Annotated in this window: 17 protein-coding genes; 11 read left to right on the top strand and 6 right to left on the bottom strand. The window is 52.6% G+C overall.

What is annotated here, in order from left to right; all coding sequences use genetic code 11:
• The first annotated feature begins 130 nt into the window (after positions 1-130).
• Together HQ48_RS00240 and HQ48_RS00235 are read left to right on the top strand one after the other, a co-directional pair.
• Positions 131-2,719: an endonuclease MutS2 gene (locus HQ48_RS00240; RefSeq protein WP_044231145.1), complete on the top strand. Its 2,589-nt coding sequence runs from the start codon at positions 131-133 to the stop codon at positions 2,717-2,719.
• A 161-nt stretch (positions 2,720-2,880) separates the two neighbouring features.
• Positions 2,881-4,401: an NAD(P)H-hydrate dehydratase gene (locus HQ48_RS00235; protein ID WP_044231143.1), complete on the top strand. Its 1,521-nt coding sequence runs from the start codon at positions 2,881-2,883 to the stop codon at positions 4,399-4,401.
• Between the two features lie 50 nt (positions 4,402-4,451).
• Here the strand turns inward: HQ48_RS00235 and HQ48_RS00230 are convergent, their stop codons facing one another.
• The 5 genes from HQ48_RS00230 to pheS are packed head-to-tail and all read right to left on the bottom strand — an operon-like array spanning position 4,452 to position 8,923.
• The gene (locus HQ48_RS00230) at positions 4,452-5,585 is read right to left on the bottom strand and encodes an endonuclease/exonuclease/phosphatase family protein (protein ID WP_044231141.1); all 1,134 of its coding nucleotides are present in this window, start codon (positions 5,583-5,585) and stop codon (positions 4,452-4,454) included.
• A 39-nt stretch (positions 5,586-5,624) separates the two neighbouring features.
• A complete protein-coding gene (locus tag HQ48_RS00225) occupies positions 5,625-6,482 on the bottom strand; it encodes a rhomboid family intramembrane serine protease (protein WP_044231140.1) in 858 nt (285 codons plus the stop codon).
• On the bottom strand, positions 6,466-7,185 hold the full coding sequence (locus HQ48_RS00220; RefSeq protein WP_044231138.1) for a rhomboid family intramembrane serine protease: 720 nt from the start codon (positions 7,183-7,185) through the stop codon (positions 6,466-6,468). The genes HQ48_RS00225 and HQ48_RS00220 overlap by 17 nt, the downstream gene beginning before the upstream one ends.
• 31 nt (positions 7,186-7,216) lie before the next feature.
• Positions 7,217-7,891, bottom strand: coding sequence for an endonuclease III (gene nth / locus HQ48_RS00215; RefSeq protein WP_044188442.1), 675 nt, complete (start codon positions 7,889-7,891; stop codon positions 7,217-7,219).
• 12 nt (positions 7,892-7,903) lie between these two features.
• Positions 7,904-8,923, bottom strand: coding sequence for a phenylalanine--tRNA ligase subunit alpha (gene pheS, locus HQ48_RS00210; protein WP_044231137.1), 1,020 nt, complete (start codon positions 8,921-8,923; stop codon positions 7,904-7,906).
• A gap of 786 nt (positions 8,924-9,709) precedes the next feature.
• On the opposite strand from pheS, the gene HQ48_RS00205 reads away from it, so the two are divergent.
• Genes HQ48_RS00205 through HQ48_RS00170 form a run of 8 tightly spaced genes read left to right on the top strand, consistent with a single transcriptional unit; the run spans position 9,710 to position 17,252 of the window.
• Positions 9,710-10,510: a hypothetical protein gene (locus HQ48_RS00205; protein WP_044231136.1), complete on the top strand. Its 801-nt coding sequence runs from the start codon at positions 9,710-9,712 to the stop codon at positions 10,508-10,510.
• Complete coding sequence (locus HQ48_RS00200; protein ID WP_044231134.1) at positions 10,479-12,122, top strand: hypothetical protein; 1,644 nt, start codon at positions 10,479-10,481, stop codon at positions 12,120-12,122. The genes HQ48_RS00205 and HQ48_RS00200 overlap by 32 nt, the downstream gene beginning before the upstream one ends.
• Positions 12,123-12,155: 33 nt before the next feature.
• Positions 12,156-13,349 (top strand): nicotinate phosphoribosyltransferase, encoded by a 1,194-nt coding sequence (pncB, locus tag HQ48_RS00195; RefSeq protein ID WP_044231132.1) that lies wholly within the window; start codon positions 12,156-12,158, stop codon positions 13,347-13,349.
• 7 nt (positions 13,350-13,356) lie between these two features.
• Positions 13,357-13,974: a nicotinate (nicotinamide) nucleotide adenylyltransferase gene (gene nadD / locus HQ48_RS00190; protein WP_044231130.1), complete on the top strand. Its 618-nt coding sequence runs from the start codon at positions 13,357-13,359 to the stop codon at positions 13,972-13,974.
• A gap of 44 nt (positions 13,975-14,018) precedes the next feature.
• The gene (locus HQ48_RS00185; protein ID WP_044231128.1) at positions 14,019-15,188 is read left to right on the top strand and encodes an 8-amino-7-oxononanoate synthase; all 1,170 of its coding nucleotides are present in this window, start codon (positions 14,019-14,021) and stop codon (positions 15,186-15,188) included.
• A gap of 6 nt (positions 15,189-15,194) precedes the next feature.
• The gene (locus HQ48_RS00180; protein WP_044231126.1) at positions 15,195-15,875 is read left to right on the top strand and encodes a DUF452 family protein; all 681 of its coding nucleotides are present in this window, start codon (positions 15,195-15,197) and stop codon (positions 15,873-15,875) included.
• Positions 15,866-16,690, top strand: a complete 825-nt coding sequence (gene bioC / locus HQ48_RS00175; RefSeq protein WP_044231266.1) for a malonyl-ACP O-methyltransferase BioC — start codon at positions 15,866-15,868, stop codon at positions 16,688-16,690. Before HQ48_RS00180 ends, bioC begins: the two co-directional genes overlap by 10 nt.
• Positions 16,677-17,252 carry a ribonuclease HII gene (locus HQ48_RS00170; protein WP_044231125.1) on the top strand — a complete coding sequence of 192 codons (576 nt, stop codon included), beginning with the start codon at positions 16,677-16,679 and terminating at the stop codon, positions 17,250-17,252. The genes bioC and HQ48_RS00170 overlap by 14 nt, the downstream gene beginning before the upstream one ends.
• Before the next feature lie 120 nt (positions 17,253-17,372).
• Here the strand turns inward: HQ48_RS00170 and HQ48_RS00165 are convergent, their stop codons facing one another.
• A complete protein-coding gene (locus tag HQ48_RS00165) occupies positions 17,373-17,927 on the bottom strand; it encodes a pyruvoyl-dependent arginine decarboxylase (protein ID WP_044188465.1) in 555 nt (184 codons plus the stop codon).
• 262 nt (positions 17,928-18,189) lie between these two features.
• On the opposite strand from HQ48_RS00165, the gene HQ48_RS09320 reads away from it, so the two are divergent.
• Positions 18,190-18,354, top strand: coding sequence for a hypothetical protein (locus tag HQ48_RS09320; RefSeq protein WP_160225872.1), 165 nt, complete (start codon positions 18,190-18,192; stop codon positions 18,352-18,354).
• The last annotated feature ends 829 nt before the right edge of the window (positions 18,355-19,183 follow it).

Genomic DNA, 19,183 nt, shown 5'->3' with positions numbered 1-19,183 from the left:
TAATACCTAAATGTAAATTTATGTATTCGGTTAGTGGGATAGCCCTAATCTGAGGGCAATGGTGTAATTTTGTCCCTCAGCATCTTGGACAGCACCAAGAGTGCCAATCATTAAGACTTTAGCAATTTAGATGATAGCCCCAGAGGTTTACCCCAATAATTTTAGACAAAAAATAGGCTTCGACGAAGTCTGTCAGCTTCTCTCCGCTCTCTGTTCTGGTCAACTTGGCCGTGGTTTGGTCGAGGGGCTACAGGCCGACACAGAGCAGAGCGCCATACAGCTAGCCCTAGATGAGGCTGGCGAGATGCTCGCTGTGCTACGGGCAGGGCAGAGTATCCCCTCGCTCAATCTGGCAGATTGCCGAGAGGCACTACACCGCATTCGCCCAGATCGCACCTATCTCGAGGAGGCCGAGCTGCTAGATCTCGTACAGATGCTAGATGCTTTGCATGCCCTGCATCGCTTCTTTACCCAAGAGCATACGACAGGGACGATAGAGGACGATAGTCTGGCCTATGAGTACCCTCGACTGGGTGCTAGGCTCAAGCGTGCGCCAGTATTCCCCAAGATTGAGCAAAACATTCGTTTGCTGTTTGACCGAGAAGGGCGTATTAAGGACAATGCAAGCCGTGAGCTACTGCGTATCCGTCGCGAGCTGATGGAAACGGAGCGAAGCCTATCGGGTACACTACAACGCATCTTGCGTGCAGCACGTACAGAGGGCTGGGTAGAGGCCGATGTGCAGCCAGCTCTGCGTGATGGGCGATTGGTGATCCCCGTATCGCCACAGCACAAGCGTAAGATCAAGGGGATTGTCCACGATGAGTCTGGCACGGGTAAGACAGTCTATGTAGAGCCCGTGGAGCTTGTAGAGGCCAACAACCGTATTCGTGAACTCGAGGGCGAGGAGCGCCGAGAGGTTGTGCGTATCCTCACCGAGGTTGCCTCCAAGATACGTCCCAATATCAACCACCTGCTCAGTGCCTACGAGCTAGTGGCTCATCTCGATTTAGTCCTCGCTAAGGCTCGCTGGGCTGTGGAGGTTGAGGGGCTATGCCCTAGAGTTGATGCCCAGCCCTGCCTAGAGTGGTATGTCGCACGTCACCCGCTGCTGCAGCGTAGCCTGCGCTCCTCGGGGCGAGAGATCGTCCCCCTCGATATCAAACTCAGTCCAGACGAGGGGCGTATTCTCATCATCTCTGGCCCTAATGCAGGGGGTAAATCTGTTTGCCTCAAGACCGTGGGGCTCCTACAATATATGCTTCAGTGTGGTATCCCGGTACCTATGGGCGACCACTCTCGGGTCGGGATTTTCAAGCACTTCTTCATTGACATAGGCGATGAGCAGAGCATCGAGGACGATCTGAGTACGTATAGCTCTCATCTGTCTAATATGAAACACTTTGAACGACATAGCGATGCCACTACGCTCCTCTTGATTGATGAGTTTGGTGGTGGTACCGAGCCTACGATAGGCGGGGCAATCGCTCAAGCTCTGCTAGAGCGCTTCAATGCCGAGGGGGCGTATGGCGTCATCACCACGCACTATCAGAACCTCAAGACCTTCGCCGAGGATACCCCCGGGCTCGTCAATGGAGCGATGCTCTACGATCGCCACCACCTACAACCCCTTTTTCGCCTCTCGATTGGTCGCCCGGGTAGCTCCTTCGCCATAGAGATCGCCCGCAAGATCGGGCTGTCGGAGGCAGTAATCGCCCGTGCTAGTGAGTACGTAGGCTCGGACTATATTGATATGGACAAGTACTTGCAGGATATTATCCGAGATAAGCGCTACTGGGAGCAGAAGCGCCTGAATATCCGCAAGGAAGAGAAGAAACTACAAGATGCCGCAGAGCGATATAGCCTAGAGGCAGACGAAACGCAGAGAGCTAGACGTGCTGTCCTTGCCGAGGCGAAAAAAGAAGCAGAGCGCATCGTCCAAGAGGCCAACAGTCGTATCGAGCGAACTATCAGAGAGATCAAGGAAGCCGAGGCGGAGCGTGAGCGTACACTTAGTCTAAGGGCGGAGCTCAAGAGCTATCAAGATAGTCTACAAGAGGTCGAGCAAGAAGACCTGCAGGCCAGTGAACGGGCCAAGCGAGAGGTCGAGAAGCTCCTGCGCCGACGAGAGCGTAAGGCCAAGGGCGAGAGCAAGAAGGGGCAGAGCGTTGGCCTAGGTCTCAGAGCCGCCAGTGAGCAGGCACGAGAGCATCGCCTACAAGACAAGGCACGTAGCCTGCAGGAGGGCGACTTAGTGCGCCTAGAGGGGCAGCGCAGCCTCGGGACAGTCCTCTCTGTAGATAAGCGTGAGGCAGTCGTGGCTCTCGGTATGCTCAAGATGACTGTTCCACTCGATCGGCTACATCTGGCTAGCGAAGAAGAGATTAAGCAGGCAGGGCAGAGCCTCAAGACCCCTGTTCGCAGTACCTCTGCTGGCAAGTCCGTCATCGATCAGATCCATGAGAAGCGGTTGCACTTCAAACAAGATCTTGACCTCAGAGGCCTCAGAGCAAGCGAGGCGATCGATGCAACAGCCTACTTTATAGATGATGCTCTACAGCTAGGTATGAGCCGTGTGCGCATTCTGCATGGTACGGGTACGGGAGCTCTGCGTGAAGCAGTGAGAGGTTACCTGAGCGGTGTGCCCGGTGTGCGCCGTTATGCCGACGAGCATGTGCAGCTCGGTGGGGCTGGGATTACGGTTGTAGATTTGGATTAGGAGCAATGATATAGGGACTTTTGGGCTGATAAATTGGAAAAAGACCAAACGTTACTATAAATTTGTAAGGAAATCAGATTGAGGTAATCCCACCGAGGTAATTGGTCTAGCCCACGACTCCAAGAGGTTGGCTAGGTCATGCTCCCAAATAAGTCCAAACGATGAATAAGATCTATTCACCCCTCCAGCTCCAAGAGCTATATCAAACTGCCTGTCGCAGGGGCGGGCTAACACCAGCCGACCTCGTAGAGCGCATCGCACAGCGGTTCGTCTACGCCTTTACACGCCTACATAGTCCTAGCCAAAGACGGGTGCATATCTTCGCTGGTGCGGGAGAGAATGGAGCGTATGCACTAGCTATCGCTCGCTTGCTTCGTGAGCGTAACTATCGCCCCGAGGTTTACCTCTTCTATCGCCAAGGCAAACTTAGCGAGAGCTGCGAGGCTCAGAGGCTTAGGCTTGAGGGGACGGAGGTGCCACTGACCGAGGTTTCGACGGAGTTTCGTCCACCACACTTCCAAGCAGGCGAGCTGATTATTGATGGGCTATTCGGGGGGGAGCTAACCAAGCCTCTAAGCGGTGGCTATGCCTTGGTCGTGGATAAGATCAATCAGTCAGGGCTGCCTATTGTCAGCATCGAGATACCCTCGGGTTTGTACGCCGAGGATAACTCGACCAATCCGCTCGAGCAGGTCGTTCGTGCTACGCATACGATTGCTTTCGAGTCGCCTTATCTGTCGTTGCTTTTTGGAGAGTCTGCACCATACGTAGGGCAGTGGCAGGTACTCCCTATCGGGATTGATGAGGGGCTACACCAAGATGTCAATAGTCGATATTACCTCCAGAGTGAGCAGACGCTAGGGGCATCGCTCCTGACTCGTCAGCCATTTGCGGACAAGCAGGCGTGTGGCTCGGCTCTGTTGATTGGGGGCTCTACGAGCAAGGTTGGGCATCTCCTACTAGCCCTCAGGGCTGCTCTACGGGCTGGTTGCGGTGAGCTAACAGTGCATACCCTCACACCTCTTGCGACCTCCTTACAGATCGCTCAGCCCGAGTTGCTAGCCAGTTTGGCTGGTGGGCAGGAGTTTGAGCAGCTACCCAAGCACCTTGGGCAGTATCAGACCATTGCTATTGGTACTGCCATGGACGAGCCTGCGATGAGTGAGAGCCTTCTGCGCCAACTGATGACTAGCAGTTCTCGCCCGATGATCTTCGACGACTGGGCGATCCAGCGCTTCGCACACAATCGCTCGCTCCTCGATATCGTGCCACGTGGTAGCGTCCTGCTCTGTTCACGTAGAGATCAGGAGCGTCTTTTCGGCGGCCATACCACCTCGCTCGAGCGGGTCGAGTTGGCTAAGCAACTCGCTTCACGGCTCGATGCCACCGTTGTACTCAAGGGAGCCTATACGGCGATCTGTCGTGCCTCGGATAATGTTTACTTCAATACTACGGGAAATGCCGCTCTTGCCCGATCGGGTAGCGGTGATGTGCTCACGGGACTTTTGCTCGGTCTGATGGCTCGTGGATACGGTAGCCTCGTTGCCACACTACTGGCCTGCTATCTGCACGGACAAGTCGCCGATTTGTGTGCGGCTCGTCAGTCGATCGAGTCGGTGCTCCCCAGCGATCTGGTTAATCACATCGGAGAAGCTCTGCGTCAGCTCGCCTCAGATGTCTAGCCTCTGACCTAGAGTTTAGTCGAGGCTTAGTGAACTGTCTATGATTAGGTCTATTGCTTTGGATTAGGCAACCAAAGCGTTGCGTGGATTGGGTGGTGATCGCTCATGGTAGCGGCGTCATCAACGTACGAACTCTCAGGAACGAAAGCTCCGCCGCAGAGGATATGGTCGATGCGAACGACGAAGAACCACGTCGTGTAGCTAAAGCCAAAACCGTTGCCTCGCTCGATATAAGCGTCCTGAAGTGAGTGCGCAATTCGCCGACGGGCGTAGGATATGGGCGTATCGTTGAAGTCGCCGCAGACGATGACCCGCTCGCTTCCATAGTCTTCTATCTGCCGAGCAATCATATCAGCCTGCACATTGTGTGCTCTGAAGGTAGGGGCGAACTTGGCATTAAGGGCTTCTTTGAGCCGAAGAGCCTGTCGCTCTCGTACGAGCTGTACATAGCCCTCGCCATCTTTCTTGCGCAGACGAAAAGACTCCAAGTGCAGATTGACTACCATGATCTCACGATCATCAACTTGTAGCTTGTACCAAACGGCGCCATTGGCGTGCGACTTGATCGGGAAGCGATGTACTTCTTTGATCGGATACTTGGAGAGTAAAATCAGCGTGCTACCATGCTTCTGAGCATTGCGCTGGTCAATGTGTGGATATTGCTCCCCGAGATATGCTTTGAGCTGCTTGAAAGTAACACCATACTCAGCCTTATCTGCGAGCATTGACTCCTGAAGACAGACAATGTCGGCGTCGGTGCTCTTGATGTATTGGAGGATTGGGTTTGGGCTAGAGGGCGAGTGTCGTTTGAAGCCGAAAGCACTGGTATTGTAGGAGAGGACTTTGATCTGTTTGCCTGCCTCGGTTGGCTCATGCTCCCACTTGCGATTAATCGGTAGATAAGCCGAGAGGGCGCTCCAAGATAGAGCGAAGATGATCGCCATTAGCCCAACCATACGCCATCGTCCACGCACAAACCAGTATAGGCTGACCGTTAGTTGTAGCACGAATAGTATGGGGAAAGTAAGCCCGAGTAGGGCTGGTATGGTCGTGAGTGTGGGGCGAATGTAAGGCGAGTGGGCACCGAGCAGGTAGAGGCACGCCACTAGAGCTGTCACGAGGTACAGCGTCCAGCGCAGGCTGCCACGTATGATGCGCCAAGCTTTGAGGAGGAATAACTTCATCGCCTTAATCTCATTGTGCTGTGTCGTAGGGTCGATCCGCTACGATTGTTGCTTCTTGTCCCTATCGGAGGCCGAGAAGAGTTGCCGTTTCTCGTCTGCACTCAGACTACCATAGCCCGACTGGCGGAGCTTGTCTAGGATCTGATTGACAGGGAGGTCGGTCTTTTCTCTTGTTTTTTTTGTCCTATTAGGCCTCTTCTGTCTTAGCAAAACAGCTAGACGGTCAATAAGTTTGGAGATTGGCTCCGTGATATCTCGCCCTTGCTTGCGTAGGCAATAGCCGAAAACAAAGCCAACAGCCGCTCCGCCTATGTGGGCGAGCTGTCCGCCTAGGTTATCCAACATGAGTAGTAGCTGTAGCAGAAGGATACCACCTGCCATCTGAGCGTACCCAATGCGCCCGAGTGGAGTCTGGAGCTTGAGCCAAGGAGTATAGAAAGCCAAGGCAAAAATCAGTGCTATAATAGCCGCAGACGAACCGACAAGGCCCAGCGGAAGGACGAAAATGCCCAATGCTTGTAGGAGCGAATAGCCACCTAGATAGAGCAGTGAGCCCGAGAGGGCAGCCATGAGGTAGAGTGGCACAAAGCGCCTTTCCCCGAAGACCTCGATAAATCTGCGCCCGATGAACCACAAGATCGCCATATTGATGGCCAGATGTAGCAGCCCACTGTGCACCAGCGAATAGGTTAGCACGGACCAAGGGCGCCTCACGAGCCAATAGGTGTCGGGAACGAACTTGAGCAAACGCCCCAGCCAACCAGCAGGCAAGCCTACTAGAGCGAGGATAGAGCCGCTAATCCAAACGAGCAGAGAGATGCCCACATTGCAGGCTATGCTCCACTCAAGCAGTCCCCAAGTCTTGGTATCGAGTAGTCTATTAGTTGTACGGGCCATCAATATCTCCCTTCTTTCTCCAAAGTCTGATCAGTATAAAACCGCCGAGCATACCACCCAAGTGAGCGAAATGGGCGACATTGCTACCCCACGAAGGGTTGATGCCGAGGAATAGCTCTATCAGACCGTAGATAATAACGAAGTACTTAGCCTTAATTGGTATAGGTAGGAAGAATAAAAAGATGACACTATTGGGGAACAGCATACCGAAAGCTAGCAGAAGCCCGAAAACAGCTCCCGAAGCACCCACTGTCATGGGCAGATTGAGTATCTCCCGACCGTAACGGACGATGCCATCGCCTAGGTTGATCATTTCATTGGCCAGAGGAATTAGGCTCCTGAGTTCGTAGTGCCAGACCAGCTCTTGTGCCAGCCCTGCGGTCAGTCCGCAGGTCAGGTAGAAGAATAGATAGCGCTTTGCCCCCCAAAATCGCTCAATCACACTACCAAACATCCATAGCGAGAACATGTTGAAGAATAGATGATTGATCCCGTCCGTGCTGTGTAGGAACATATAGGTCAGCGCTTGGGTGATGCTGAAGTCCTCGGCGGGGAAATAGTGTAGCCCCAGCAGTTGACCCAAGTCGATCCCGAAGCGATGCTCCGCCACCATCTGAGCCAGCCAAATGAGCGTATTGATGATGATTAGGCGTAGGGTTACGGGGGCAACGCTATTATTGAGGTTGAAAGTTCTCTCTGTCATATTGTCGTCGTGATGTGCTTCTTGTTAATCATTACTTCGTGGCCTTCTCCTTGGCCTTAGCCTCTGCTTTTTGCTTAGTACTCCAGTAGCGGCACCAAGGCGTTAGTCCGCAAGCCTCGCACTTAGGGCGCCGAGCTAGGCAGATGTATCGCCCGTGCAAGATCAGCCAGTGGTGCGCCTTGGGGATAATGGCCTCGGGAATGTGCTGTATGAGTACCTGCTCGGTTTGGAGCGGAGTCTTGGAGCGTGTGGTCAGTCCGATGCGCTCCGATACTCTGAAGACGTGCGTGTCTACCGCCATCGTCGGTTCGTCGAAGATGACAGAGCTAATCACGTTCGCTGTCTTGCGCCCAACACCCGGGAGCTTCATCAGCTCCTCACGCCCCTGAGGGACCTCTCCGCCAAAGTCGGCGATCAGCATCTGTGCCAGCCCCACGAGGTGCTTGGACTTACTGTTGGGGTAGCTGATGCTACGGATTAGGTCGAAGATTTCTTCTTCGCTAGCTCGTGCCATGGCTGATGCCGTCGGGTACTCCATGAAGAGCCGAGGCGTCACCATATTCACCCGCTTGTCTGTGCACTGAGCTGATAGGACTACGGCCACAAGGAGCTCAAAGGGCGTCGTGTAGTTGAGCTCGGTTTCTGCCACTGGCACGTTCTGCTCAAACCAGCCGATGATGCCTGCAAATCGCTCCTTTCTCGTCATACCACCTTGGGTCTAGTGCGCTCCCTTAAACTGGTCGAGGAAGCGCTGGTCATTCTCCGAGAAGAGGCGCAGGTCCTTGACACGATACTTGAGGTTCGTGATGCGCTCGATGCCCATACCTAGAGCATAGCCAGAGTAGCGTTTGCTGTCGATGCCACAGCTCTCCAGTACATTGGGGTCTACCATACCGCACCCGAGGATCTCTACCCAACCAGTATGCTTACAGAAGGCACAGCCCTCGCCACCACAGATATTGCAGCTGATGTCCATCTCTGCCGAAGGCTCTGTGAAGGGGAAGTAGGAGGGGCGTAGGCGGATCTTGGTTTCGGGACCGAACATCTCTTGGGCGAAGTAGAGCAGTACCTGCTTGAGGTCGGCGAAAGATACATCTTGGTCGATGTAGAGTGCCTCCATCTGATGGAAGAAGCAGTGTGCACGGTAGCTGATGGCCTCGTTGCGATACACACGTCCGGGACAGATGATGCGCAGTGGTGGCTGCTGGGTGCTCATCACTCGGCTCTGTACCGATGAGGTATGAGTACGCAGTAGGCTGCCGGGTACGTTCTGCACGAAGAAGGTGTCCTGCATATCTCGGGCAGGGTGATCGTCGGCGAAGTTGAGCGAGGAGAATACGTGCCAGTCGTCCTCGATCTCTGGCCCCTCGGCGATAGAGAACCCTAGACGAGCGAAGATAGAGCAGATCTCCTCTTGTACGAGCGTCAGAGGGTGACGTGTCCCTAGAGGTGTAGGGTAGGCCGTGCGGCTCCAGTCGATTTCCTTGGCCTCTGCTCCCTTGTTTTGGAGTGCATCTCGTAGGCTATTGATACGATTTTGTGCCGTTTCCTTGAGCTGATTGAGTAGCTGACCTACGAGGCGCTTCTCTTCGTTGGGGACACTTCGGAAGTCCTCAAACAGTTGAGATACAAGTCCCTTTTTGCTGATATACTTGATGCGAAGCTCCTCTACCTGCTCTAGGCTCTCGGCAGCAAGTGCCTCGATTTCGTCGAGCAGTTGCTTAATCTTATCTTGCATATAGTTCGTCTAATGTCATTTGTTTTGTAAGCCACAAAGATAGTTATTAATGTAGAGCCCTCAATGCTCCGGGGTATCATAGCTCGCTCATTGAGGGCATATAATCCGACCTCTGTCAGTAGCTCCTAGGCTCTAGTCCTGTGTTAATCTGGCTCAGCTCTGTATGAACGCTGCGTGCTGTGTCGCAGATCCCAAGGCTTTGCTAGTCTATTTCTCTACTTTTTGGTTAAGAAATGTTAAGGTTTTGTTGAGGTTTTTATTGGAATGGGACGGTGGTTCTTAAAGTTTGTTCGGGTGGAGAGATGGAGTCAGTGGGAAGATTTGGGGTAGTTGTAGGATCAATCCGCTACGATGTGTCCACCAATCCTCAAAGATTGATGGGAAGAAAATCCCAAAAGTGTGAGATAAGTTTATAAAACCGCTTTATGTGTGGGTCTATATGTCTGATCAATAATGTTTTGTGTTTTTCTTGTTTTAAGCCGTTGTTTTCGTTTGGCTGGGTTCGAGAGCCAAAACGAGGTCGAGTGCCGTGTAGGGCTCGCTAGGGGGCAAATACGAGGTTTGTATTTGAGTCTGTGGGTTGGTCGGGGGCGTATGCATAGAGCACCGAGAGTGCAATGGAGTAGATAAATTTTGTAAATGTGCGTTCTGTTCATAGATTAAGTCAGCTCTGACGAAGGAGGTGAAGTAGGCGAGTCCTGTCGTATAAACTAAGTTTGCTAGAGGTATGTGATATAGTTTAGTATGTTTATCTTTGCCGTAGTGGCTTAAAATATATGTTACACCTTGGAAGATTTCGATAAACTACAGGAGCTCATTCGGCCCGAGCAGATTCATCAGCTGCGAGAGCCTGTGGCTATGCCCAAGCAGGCTAGCTTCTTTCGCTATGTACATCGGCTCAGAGATCGGGTAGAGCAGGGCAAGCTCCACCTCGACGAAGACGAGCTTATCAGACGCATGGACGAGCTACTGATGATGGACACCCCGAGCGAAGTGCTTCTGCGCCGTGTATTTGCCAGCCTCGCCTGCACCGAGAGTATCGCTGCTCTGCGTGCGATCGAGCTAGTCCTGCCAGAGCTCACAGGCTCCAAACGAGAGTGGGCACTGCTGGCCGAGTTACAGCTGCGCATCAGCATCGTAGGAGATTTGCTAGGCGAGCGTCAGGTCGCTATGACCAGTGGGCTAGGAGGCTCCGGGACGCTTATTCGCATCAATGGGATTGTCCTTAGTCGGGACTTTGCCCCTTGGCTACCCTATCAGCAGGAGCTGATGACAGAGGAGCTACGCCGCTGCTGTAGTGAGGAGGGCGGTAGCCTAGAGGAGGAGATATGGGGCGAGTGTTTCTATATATTCGTCGTCCTACTCCCCTACAACAGCGATATCATGCCCCTAATCAGAGGCTATGTGAAACAATGCAACGAGTATGGGCAGTTTATCCAAATGGATTGTATGGTGACGAACCTACAGAAGTTTACTGCCGAAGATGCCAACAAACTGATTGACGAGCTCAAGCAGAGCCAAGAGAACCAACAGCAAGATCAAACACCTACATTAGATGATCAACTCACCCAATCCTCCGACCTCTAGTGGTTTTACCAGCTCACTCCTGACGAGTTTTGTGCGCTTGCTGCTCAAGCGCCCTATCTATATCTTGGCTAGTCTGCTCATCGTCGTAGCCATCAAACTTGTGTGGCGACCCACCACACCTATGCCTACACGAGAGTACTTCACCACCTACCGCATCAAGTATAGCGACCCGGGGCAAGGCTATCGTGTGAGCAAGGCGCTAGAGACGGATCCGCAGCAGAGCTATCGCCCGCAGTGGGCTATGGTCAATCCCTATGACCGTGATATTGCAGTCAAGTATTTCGAGTCTACACAGATTGTCGTCAATGCGGGCAGTCGCCTGAACTATACCGTTGTCTACTGGCACGAGGGTAAGGATATCTATCCAGATTGCCCTATTGATCTGCGCTTCTTGAGCAAGGAGCTCGATGGCTTCGACTCATGGCAGATGGAGGTCGCTGTGCACAAGGATAGAGTCGTGATCTCAGACATTAAGGGCAAGTACAAGACCAAGGTCATTAAGCAAGCAAAACCAATCTCGGTGCCTTACGGCGAGGTCGTCCAGACGCCAGTAGGCCCTGTCGAGGTTAAGCTCGTACGCCCCATCGGGGAGTACACGGAGCTAACGCTCAAGCGCATGAGCGATATTGATGCACAGGAGAAATATGATAGCAAGCTCAGACGCTATATGGGTAGCAACCTCATTGAGCTCTTCTTGATGGCGGACTGTACGCACGAGTTCGCTCGTGACTTCTTCCGTGAGATCGGGCTAGAGTATGAGCGCTATGCACTTGCGACCTACCGTAAGGAACTCGATACTTATATGGCACGTCTTGCTAAGGCTAGACAAGGACTGCTAGGGGAGAAGCGTCTCCCTCTGGACGAAGTGGCGACATCCCTCGGGCTCAAGAATGCGTCTGGTCGTGCAGAGCTACTGACCCAGATAGATCGGCTGATCCAAGAGGCTCAGACCAATGCTCTGATCCTAGAGGAGGAGTCGATGCTCGAGATCCTAGACGACACATTCATACGCTCACCCAAGCAGAGTGTATCTCCACAGGCCTATATCACTTTTGGGCTCGTGGTGCTATTCATACTTATTCCTATCTTGGCTACGCTACTGGAGCTGCTACTGCGTCGCCCAGTGCTGGGGCGTGGTTCTCTGCCCGAGGATTGGCAAGGGGCGGATCGTTTGATTCCGCTACCAAGTGCCAAAGCTCCATTCCTGAGGTGGAACTTTGTGCGCCTCAACCTCAATCGCCACCAAGAGGGCAAGGCTCGCAGAGTCGTCTTGCTTACTAGCCTCACAGCCGATGCCTATACCGATACTGTCGCTCAGCATCTCGAGCAGACCTATATGCTCGCAGGCGATAGAGTACTTGTCGCCAAGGTCTACAACGCCTCGGAGCTGGTTACACTGCTAGAGCAGAGCTCGGCAGAGGCTTGTCTACTCGTCAAGACGCCTGCACTAGATGCCTCGCATCTAGCCGTCGAGCTACAGCAGAGCAGAGGCTATACGCTCGGGCTCGTAGTGCGCAATACACGCACTGCAGCTCATGGGCTAGAGGCGCTCCACGAGTGGTATCAGGGGCACGCCGAACAGCCTACGATACTCTGGGACGATCATATCTAGCTGGCTCATCATTCACTTCAAAACTATCTGACTATGGCTATTATTCGTTCGGTCTTGGACACAGACCTATATAAGTTCACCACGAGCTATGCTTATAGCAAACTCTATCCTCGTGCATACGGGCAGTTTCGCTTCATAGATCGAGCACGCACACGTTACCCCGAGGGGTTTGCCGAGCGGCTTAGAGCCGAGCTAGATGCTATGGCCGAGCTTCGCCTCAGTGCAGACGAGGAGCTATTCCTGCACCGTGAGCTGCCTTACCTGCCACCTACATACATCGACTTTCTCAGCGGCTTTCGCTTTCGTCCCGAGGAGGTTCAGGTCAGCCAAGATGCCGAGGGCTATCTGAGTATCGTCGCCGAGGGCTTGCTCTATCGCATTACCCTCTGGGAAACACCTATTCTAGCACTAGTCAGTGAGCTCTACTACCGCTGTATGGGGGCAGAGCCCGATATGGACTACGCCGAGCAGGCGATTATTGCCAAGGCCAAGAAGCTGACCGAGCACAACATTACCTACTCGATGTTTGGCATGCGCCGCCGCTTCAGCTTCGAGGTCGAGGATCGAATGACGGAGCTACTCAAACAGCACTCGGGCGACAACTTCTACGGCACGAGCAATGTGCACATTGCCCACAAACTGGGCCTCAAGGTTTCGGGGACTCACCCACACGAGTGGATTCAGTTCCATGGAGCGATGTTTGGCTACAAGATGGCTAACTATATGGCTATGGAGGACTGGATCAATGTCTACGACGGTGATCTCGGAGCTGTGCTGACCGATACCTACACCACCGATGTGTTTATGAAGAACTTCAGTAAGAAGCATGCGATGCTCTTCACGAGTCTTAGACACGACAGCGGCGATGCTTTCGAGTTTACGGATAAGGTGATCGCCCGCTACCGTGAGCTACGTGTAGATCCCAAGATCAAGTACATCATTTTCTCGGACGGCCTCAATACCGACCGAGCTATCGAGATAGCCGACTATTGCCGAGGTAAGATCGGTGCGACCTTCGGTATCGGTACGAATTTCTCCAACGACGTGGGCAATGGTATCAAGCCGATGAATATCGTGATGAAGCTCTGGCAGTGCAAGATGACTGAGCGTGACCGCTGGCATCCTTGCGTCAAGCTAAGCGATGTGGCAGGTAAGCACACAGGTATCCCCTCGGAGATCGAGCTAGCTCAGCGCACGCTTGGGCTGGACGAGGGGCAGCAATCTTAGGCGTGCTATGACTAGTGCGAGCAGGCGTGTCTGCCTGTATTTTGGTTCGTTCAATCCTATTCATCGAGGGCATTTGTCTTTGGCTCGCTATGCCCAAGGGGAGCTCGGCTTCGATGAGGTGTGGCTAGTGCTTAGTCCACTCAATCCGCTCAAGAGTCAAGCCGATCAACTTCCCTATGCCCTGCGCCGTGATTTGGTCGAGGCTTCAATCCGAGAGGAAGAGGGACTTAGGCTGTGCTCTCTAGAGGTCGATTTGCCTCAGCCCCGCTATACGATTCGCTCTCTGCGTGCCCTTCGGATGCTGTACCCGAGGACAGAGTTCTCTATGCTTATCGGTGCGGACAATCTGCTTATTCTACCTTCGTGGCATCAGTACGAGCGCCTGCTGCATAGTACAGCCCTCTATGTCTACCCAAGGCCGGGGCACGAGGTGGTGGAGCTCCCACTCTGGAGCAAGGGAGCTGAGGTGCATTACTGCGCCGATGCTCCTCAGATGGATATCTCTTCCTCCTTTATCAGGCAGGCTATCGCCGAGCATCGAGATGTGCGCGAATGCCTCGGTGCTCCAGCTCTATGGGGTAGAGTAGCCGAGGCACTGCAACAGCGGAGCGCAGGCAAGCCCTAGAGCGATGGTTTCTTCGTACCTTTGCCGGCAAAAGAACCAAGAGCATGGATCGTAAATATCAAGCAGAGCTGGAGGGGCTAGCCCAGAGTGATATGCTTCGTTCGCTCAAGACAACCCGAGCAGAGGGTACCTATATATATATGGACGGACGGAGGATGCTCAACCTCTCGAGTAATGACTACCTCGGCATCGCTACACGGGGTGACTTAGCCCAAGAAGTCGAGGCAGAGCTACATCGCCTCGGCGGAGCTGGTAGTACCTCCTCTCGCCTGATGACGGGCAACTACGAGGAGTACCAGAGGCTAGAGGATTTGCTTGCAGAGCGATTTGCCCGTGAGGCTGCCCTCGTTTTCGGCAGTGGCTACCACATGAATGTGGGGATCGTCCCAGCCCTAGCCGATAGCTCAACCATTATCCTAGCCGATCGCCTCGTCCATGCCAGTATGATTGACGGCATTAGGCTCTCGGGTTGCCGCTTCGAGAGATTTCGACACAATGATTTGGCTCATCTAGAGCGTCTGCTCAATAAATACACCGGGGCCGAGCGCATCATCGTGATGGTGGAGAGTGTGTATAGTATGGACGGCGATTGTGCCGACCTAAAAGGCTTAGTTGCCCTCAAAGAGCGCTATCCCAGTGTGATGCTCTACGTAGACGAGGCGCATGCTATCGGTGTCTTTGGCGATACTGGTCTAGGGCTGGCAGAGGCGACAGGGACAATTCAACAAATTGACCTGCTACTTGGTACCTTCGGTAAGGCTCTCGCCGGTATGGGTGGCTATCTGATTTGCTCGGACGTAGTCAAGCGTTACCTCGTCAATCGCTGTCGCTCTCTGATTTTCTCCACTGCTCTACCGCCTCTAACCATAGCTTACGATCGTCTTGCCTTCGAGGCTTTACCTAGATATACGGCCGAGCGCCAGAGGCTGAAGGCCTCAAGCGAACATCTACGCCAGCGATTGGGCGAGTGGAGCCTACAGACACCGAGCCAGACCCACATCATTCCGATCGTTATTGGTGGGGCGCAGCAGACCGTCCAGCTCGCCGAGCGTTTGCAGGCTCTGGGCTACTATGCCTTGGCTGTTCGTCCGCCTACTGTCCCCGAGGGGAGCTGTCGTCTAAGGCTATCCCTCACTGCGGAAATAGACCTTGCAGACTTCGAGCGCGACTTCGCCCCATTGGTAGCCGAACTTGTGGCTACACAACACCAATAAGCCCCTATGCAATATCAATTATATTCCTCTCCTACTCCTGCCGATAGGCTTATTCTCTACTTCAATGGCTGGGCAATGACGCCCGAGGCTGTGGAGCACCTCATTCGTCCCGAGGGCTACGATTTGCTCATCGTCTGGGACTACCGTTCGCTGGATCTCGACTTCGACCTCTCGGCCTATAAGGCCATTAGCCTTGTAGCTTGGTCTATGGGGGTGTGGGCTGCTGATCGCTTTGCGCTAAGGCTTGCAGAGGCTCTGCCGCTAGAGCGTGCCGTAGCCATTTGCGGTACGGGCTATCCCGTCGATGACGCTTGGGGCATTCCGCAGGCCGTCTTCGAGGGGACAATGAATGGTCTGAGCGAAGCCAACCGAGTGCGCTTCAATCGCCGTATGTGCGGAGGTAAGACCTACCGCCATCTCTTCGAGGCTCTGGCCAAACGCTCCACCGATGAAATCAAAGCAGAGCTCGAGGCGGTCTATCGGCACGAAGTTTCGGCCGAGCGTTCCCTTCCCAAGGCCGATGCACTGCGATGGTCACTTGCCCTCATTGGGCAGGAAGATCGCATTATCCCTGCCGACAATCAGCTGGCTTACTGGCGTGGACAAGGCGTGGAGAGCAGAATGGATACAAACGCAGCACACTATTTGCTAGGAGGAGCTACAACGTGGGAGGAGCTATGGGCGTAGACACCAAGGCGACACCACTGATTGATAAGGCAATCGTCGGCAAACGCTTTAGCGCATCGGCAGCGTCTTACGATCGCTATGCCGTAGCGCAGAAACATATCTACCAGAGGCTTGGCAAGCTGTTAGAGGCTGCCGGGCAGAAATCCTTCGATCGTGTGCTTGAGGTAGGCTGTGGTACGGCTGGGCTGAGCAAATATGTCGATAACCTCTGCGAAGTAAAACACTGGACACTCAACGATCTTGGCTCGTGTATGCTGGAGTATGGCGATTTTCGTCCACGCTATGCCTCGACGCCTGAGCTGATTATGGGAGATGCCGAGCAGATTGATTTGGGTACGGACTACGATCTGATTATCTCTGCCTCAGCGATACAATGGTTTCATGATGGTGAAGCCTTCGTCAGATCACTACACAATCGACTCCGTCCCGGTGGGATATTGCTGCTAAGTACTTTCGGCCCAGAAAATCTGATCGAGATCAAAATACTTACGGGGCAGGGGCTACATTATCATTCACTTACCGAGATCTCCGACTGGTTTAGGGACTATACGGATCTACAGCTTATGGACGAAGTTTATCCCCTCTCTTTCTCTACCCCGAGGGAGGTGCTTCTGCATCTCAAACGTACGGGCGTTACGGCGACCTCTGCCCACTCGTCTGTCTGGACGGCTGAGCGACTGCGTACCTTTGAGCATACCTATACCGAGCAGTACGGACAGCCCGAGGGAGGTGTGCCGCTGACCTATCACCCGATCTACATCGTAGCTCGCCGAGCATTTCGATCCAACCCTATAGTAGACGATGCTTCTCGCTAGATATATCCAAGATGACCTGATAGAATGTGGCTGTGACGAAGCAGGCCGAGGCTGTTTGGCTGGTCCTGTGTATGCCGCAGCCGTAATTTTGCCTTCAGACTTCCAGCATCCATTCCTGCACGACTCCAAGCAACTCACCGAGCGTAAGCGTGATTTGCTCCGTCCGATCATCGAGCGAGAGGCCTTGGCTTGGGCAGTAGGGGTCTGTACGGCAGAGGAAATTGATGAGATCAATATCCTCAGAGCATCGCATCTGGCGATGCACCGAGCGGTAGCGGCTCTCTCTATTCGTCCCGATCGTCTGCTGATTGATGGTAACCGCTTCACGCCTTACGAGGGTATCGAGCACCACTGCATTGTCAAGGGCGACGGCAAGATCGCAAGCATTGCGGCAGCTTCTATCCTCGCTAAGACACATCGTGACCAAGAGATGCTCAGGCTTGCGAGGCTATTCCCTGAGTATGGCTGGGATAAACATAAGGGTTACCCGACCAAGGAACACCGAGCAGCCATTGCCGAGTATGGCCCTTCGCCACATCATCGACTAACTTTTAAGCTTTAGACGGGGTGCAGGTCTACTGAGCAAGCAAGATGGCCCAATAAATTAGGCGGCAAGTGAGAACTCTCACTTGCCGCCTAAATTTATTGTCTAGATCACATGGGGCTACACCCCGATGGAGCCTTAGTGACCTTCCAAAGCAGCCTCTACTTGTGGGAGCTTGAAGTCTACGAAGCACAGCCCTGCTAGTGCTGTACCATAGCGCTTCTCAATCGTGATCCCTTCGGTTACGAAGTTCAACTCACCGAGGTAGTACTGCGAATAAGTCTTAGCATGCAGGTCATTGATCACGCGGATCAGACGTGCCTCTAGCTCCTCAATGCGGTAGCGACCGCTTACCTCACAGACTAGTCCGCCTACCTTCTTATCGAAGTTTTCGTCGGCATACATCCAAGCGTATACCACACCAGCCGATACAAATTCGTCCTGCTGACCGTGAGAAACCGCTAGGATTGTCTTCAGCTCCGAACCGAATGGTGGTAGGTCGATTTCGTCCATCGTTGCTAGACGAGCCGTAGCAGGTAGCACCGATGAATACACCATGATGTTGAAATCAGAGATTCCAGCATCGAAGAGAGCCATGTGGTAAGAGCCAGCATGGAGCTCTAGGTCAGATTCTCCGCTACCCTTGGTTACGAAGAACGTGTTTGGGATAAGATTCCCTACGAAATTGCTCATTTACAAAAACCTATTAGAGAGTAATTTTTTAACTTAGTTTGCATCTCTGCCGAGTTACAAAGTTACAACTAATTAATAGAATAGCAGTCAAATTGTTCAATTCACTGGCTGTTGTGGATCTTTTCCCGTCTCTCTGGTTGCTGTATTATTACTCCTTGGTCGGGCATACAAGGCCAGTAATATGTCGTGTAGCAGGCTTGGTGAGGCAAAGGCTTTGGGGCTTTGCCAAGCGATGCTCTAGGATTGCTATGAAACATTTTTTTTGAATTCTGTTGATAGTAGCTCACTCTTCAGAGCTCTGGAGGAGGCTTCGATCCAGATGTGGGCGCATGGAGGCAGACTGCGTATTTGCCCTCTAGCGGCCTCTAGGCTGCGTCTGAACACGTTTCTGCTCTTACCTCCCAGACGAGTGGAAATAGCCCCTTAGAACGGTCTTTTGTAACATCTTTGTTATCAGTGTTTTATGATTGTGTTTGGAGAGGTTTGATACACTTATCCTATACTTTTGGATGTTTCACTCCTTCAATTTATTTGTTTTGGTGAGCTTATTCGTGCAGGTGTATCCATCAATCCGACTAAATGTTCCCTTCAACTTAGTGCAACAGTTCTATCTGCCTTTATAAACTGCCTGCTTATTTCCCGAAAATTCTTGGTAAATCCTTAACACTCCTTAACCAAAAAGTAGAAGAATGGGGCTGTGTCAAAATTGAATTTTGGCGCAGCCCCTTTTAAGGTGTCTCAGAATCCGCAAAATGTAAGGCGCTAAGACTGAGGCTGACGGGAGCATACTAAAGTATGTGATCGAAGCCGAATGTCGCAAGCAAAACAGCAGTTTGTGCATTATGACACACCGCCTTTTGCATTGAGCGATTTGGCATTAGGGTACAGCTCTACAAGTCACAGAAACAAGCAAGTAGGGAACCACTCGAAAAAGGTTGCTCTCGAAATATAAATAGGCGAAAAAATACTATCTTAGCACTCAAACCAAGCATAAGCGGAAGACACCCACTAGCTAGGCCTAAGAATTTAATAAAGAGAAGTATTTACCAATAAGCTCCGACTATGTACCGATTGAGACCGTTGCACGTCATTTTGCCTCTTTTCGGCTAGAAACGTTGTATATATCTCTGATTATTATTATCTTTAATATGTAATTACATTGTATCGACATGGCAACTAAACCAACCGAACCAGCTCCGAGCTTCCTACAAGTATATACTCAGGTTCGTCGCGACCGTATGAAGCACTCCTTTCTG

Origin of the sequence: Porphyromonas sp. COT-290 OH3588 (assembly GCF_000769075.1) — a bacterium.
Taxonomy (GTDB): Bacteria; Bacteroidota; Bacteroidia; order Bacteroidales; family Porphyromonadaceae; genus Porphyromonas.
The sequence above is the reverse complement of the archived record's forward strand: the minus strand, read 5'-3'. Positions and strand labels throughout refer to the sequence as shown.

Coding starts and splice junctions, on each gene's coding strand:
- HQ48_RS00240 (WP_044231145.1), top strand. CDS start 131: ATGATAGCCCCAGAGGTTTACCCCAATAATTTTAGACAAAAAATAGGC.
- HQ48_RS00235 (WP_044231143.1), top strand. CDS start 2,881: ATGAATAAGATCTATTCACCCCTCCAGCTCCAAGAGCTATATCAAACT.
- HQ48_RS00230 (WP_044231141.1), bottom strand. CDS start 5,585: ATGAAGTTATTCCTCCTCAAAGCTTGGCGCATCATACGTGGCAGCCTG.
- HQ48_RS00225 (WP_044231140.1), bottom strand. CDS start 6,482: ATGGCCCGTACAACTAATAGACTACTCGATACCAAGACTTGGGGACTG.
- HQ48_RS00220 (WP_044231138.1), bottom strand. CDS start 7,185: ATGACAGAGAGAACTTTCAACCTCAATAATAGCGTTGCCCCCGTAACC.
- nth (WP_044188442.1), bottom strand. CDS start 7,891: ATGACGAGAAAGGAGCGATTTGCAGGCATCATCGGCTGGTTTGAGCAG.
- pheS (WP_044231137.1), bottom strand. CDS start 8,923: ATGCAAGATAAGATTAAGCAACTGCTCGACGAAATCGAGGCACTTGCT.
- HQ48_RS00200 (WP_044231134.1), top strand. CDS start 10,479: ATGATCAACTCACCCAATCCTCCGACCTCTAGTGGTTTTACCAGCTCA.
- pncB (WP_044231132.1), top strand. CDS start 12,156: ATGGCTATTATTCGTTCGGTCTTGGACACAGACCTATATAAGTTCACC.
- nadD (WP_044231130.1), top strand. CDS start 13,357: ATGACTAGTGCGAGCAGGCGTGTCTGCCTGTATTTTGGTTCGTTCAAT.
- HQ48_RS00185 (WP_044231128.1), top strand. CDS start 14,019: ATGGATCGTAAATATCAAGCAGAGCTGGAGGGGCTAGCCCAGAGTGAT.
- HQ48_RS00180 (WP_044231126.1), top strand. CDS start 15,195: ATGCAATATCAATTATATTCCTCTCCTACTCCTGCCGATAGGCTTATT.
- bioC (WP_044231266.1), top strand. CDS start 15,866: ATGGGCGTAGACACCAAGGCGACACCACTGATTGATAAGGCAATCGTC.
- HQ48_RS00170 (WP_044231125.1), top strand. CDS start 16,677: ATGCTTCTCGCTAGATATATCCAAGATGACCTGATAGAATGTGGCTGT.
- HQ48_RS00165 (WP_044188465.1), bottom strand. CDS start 17,927: ATGAGCAATTTCGTAGGGAATCTTATCCCAAACACGTTCTTCGTAACC.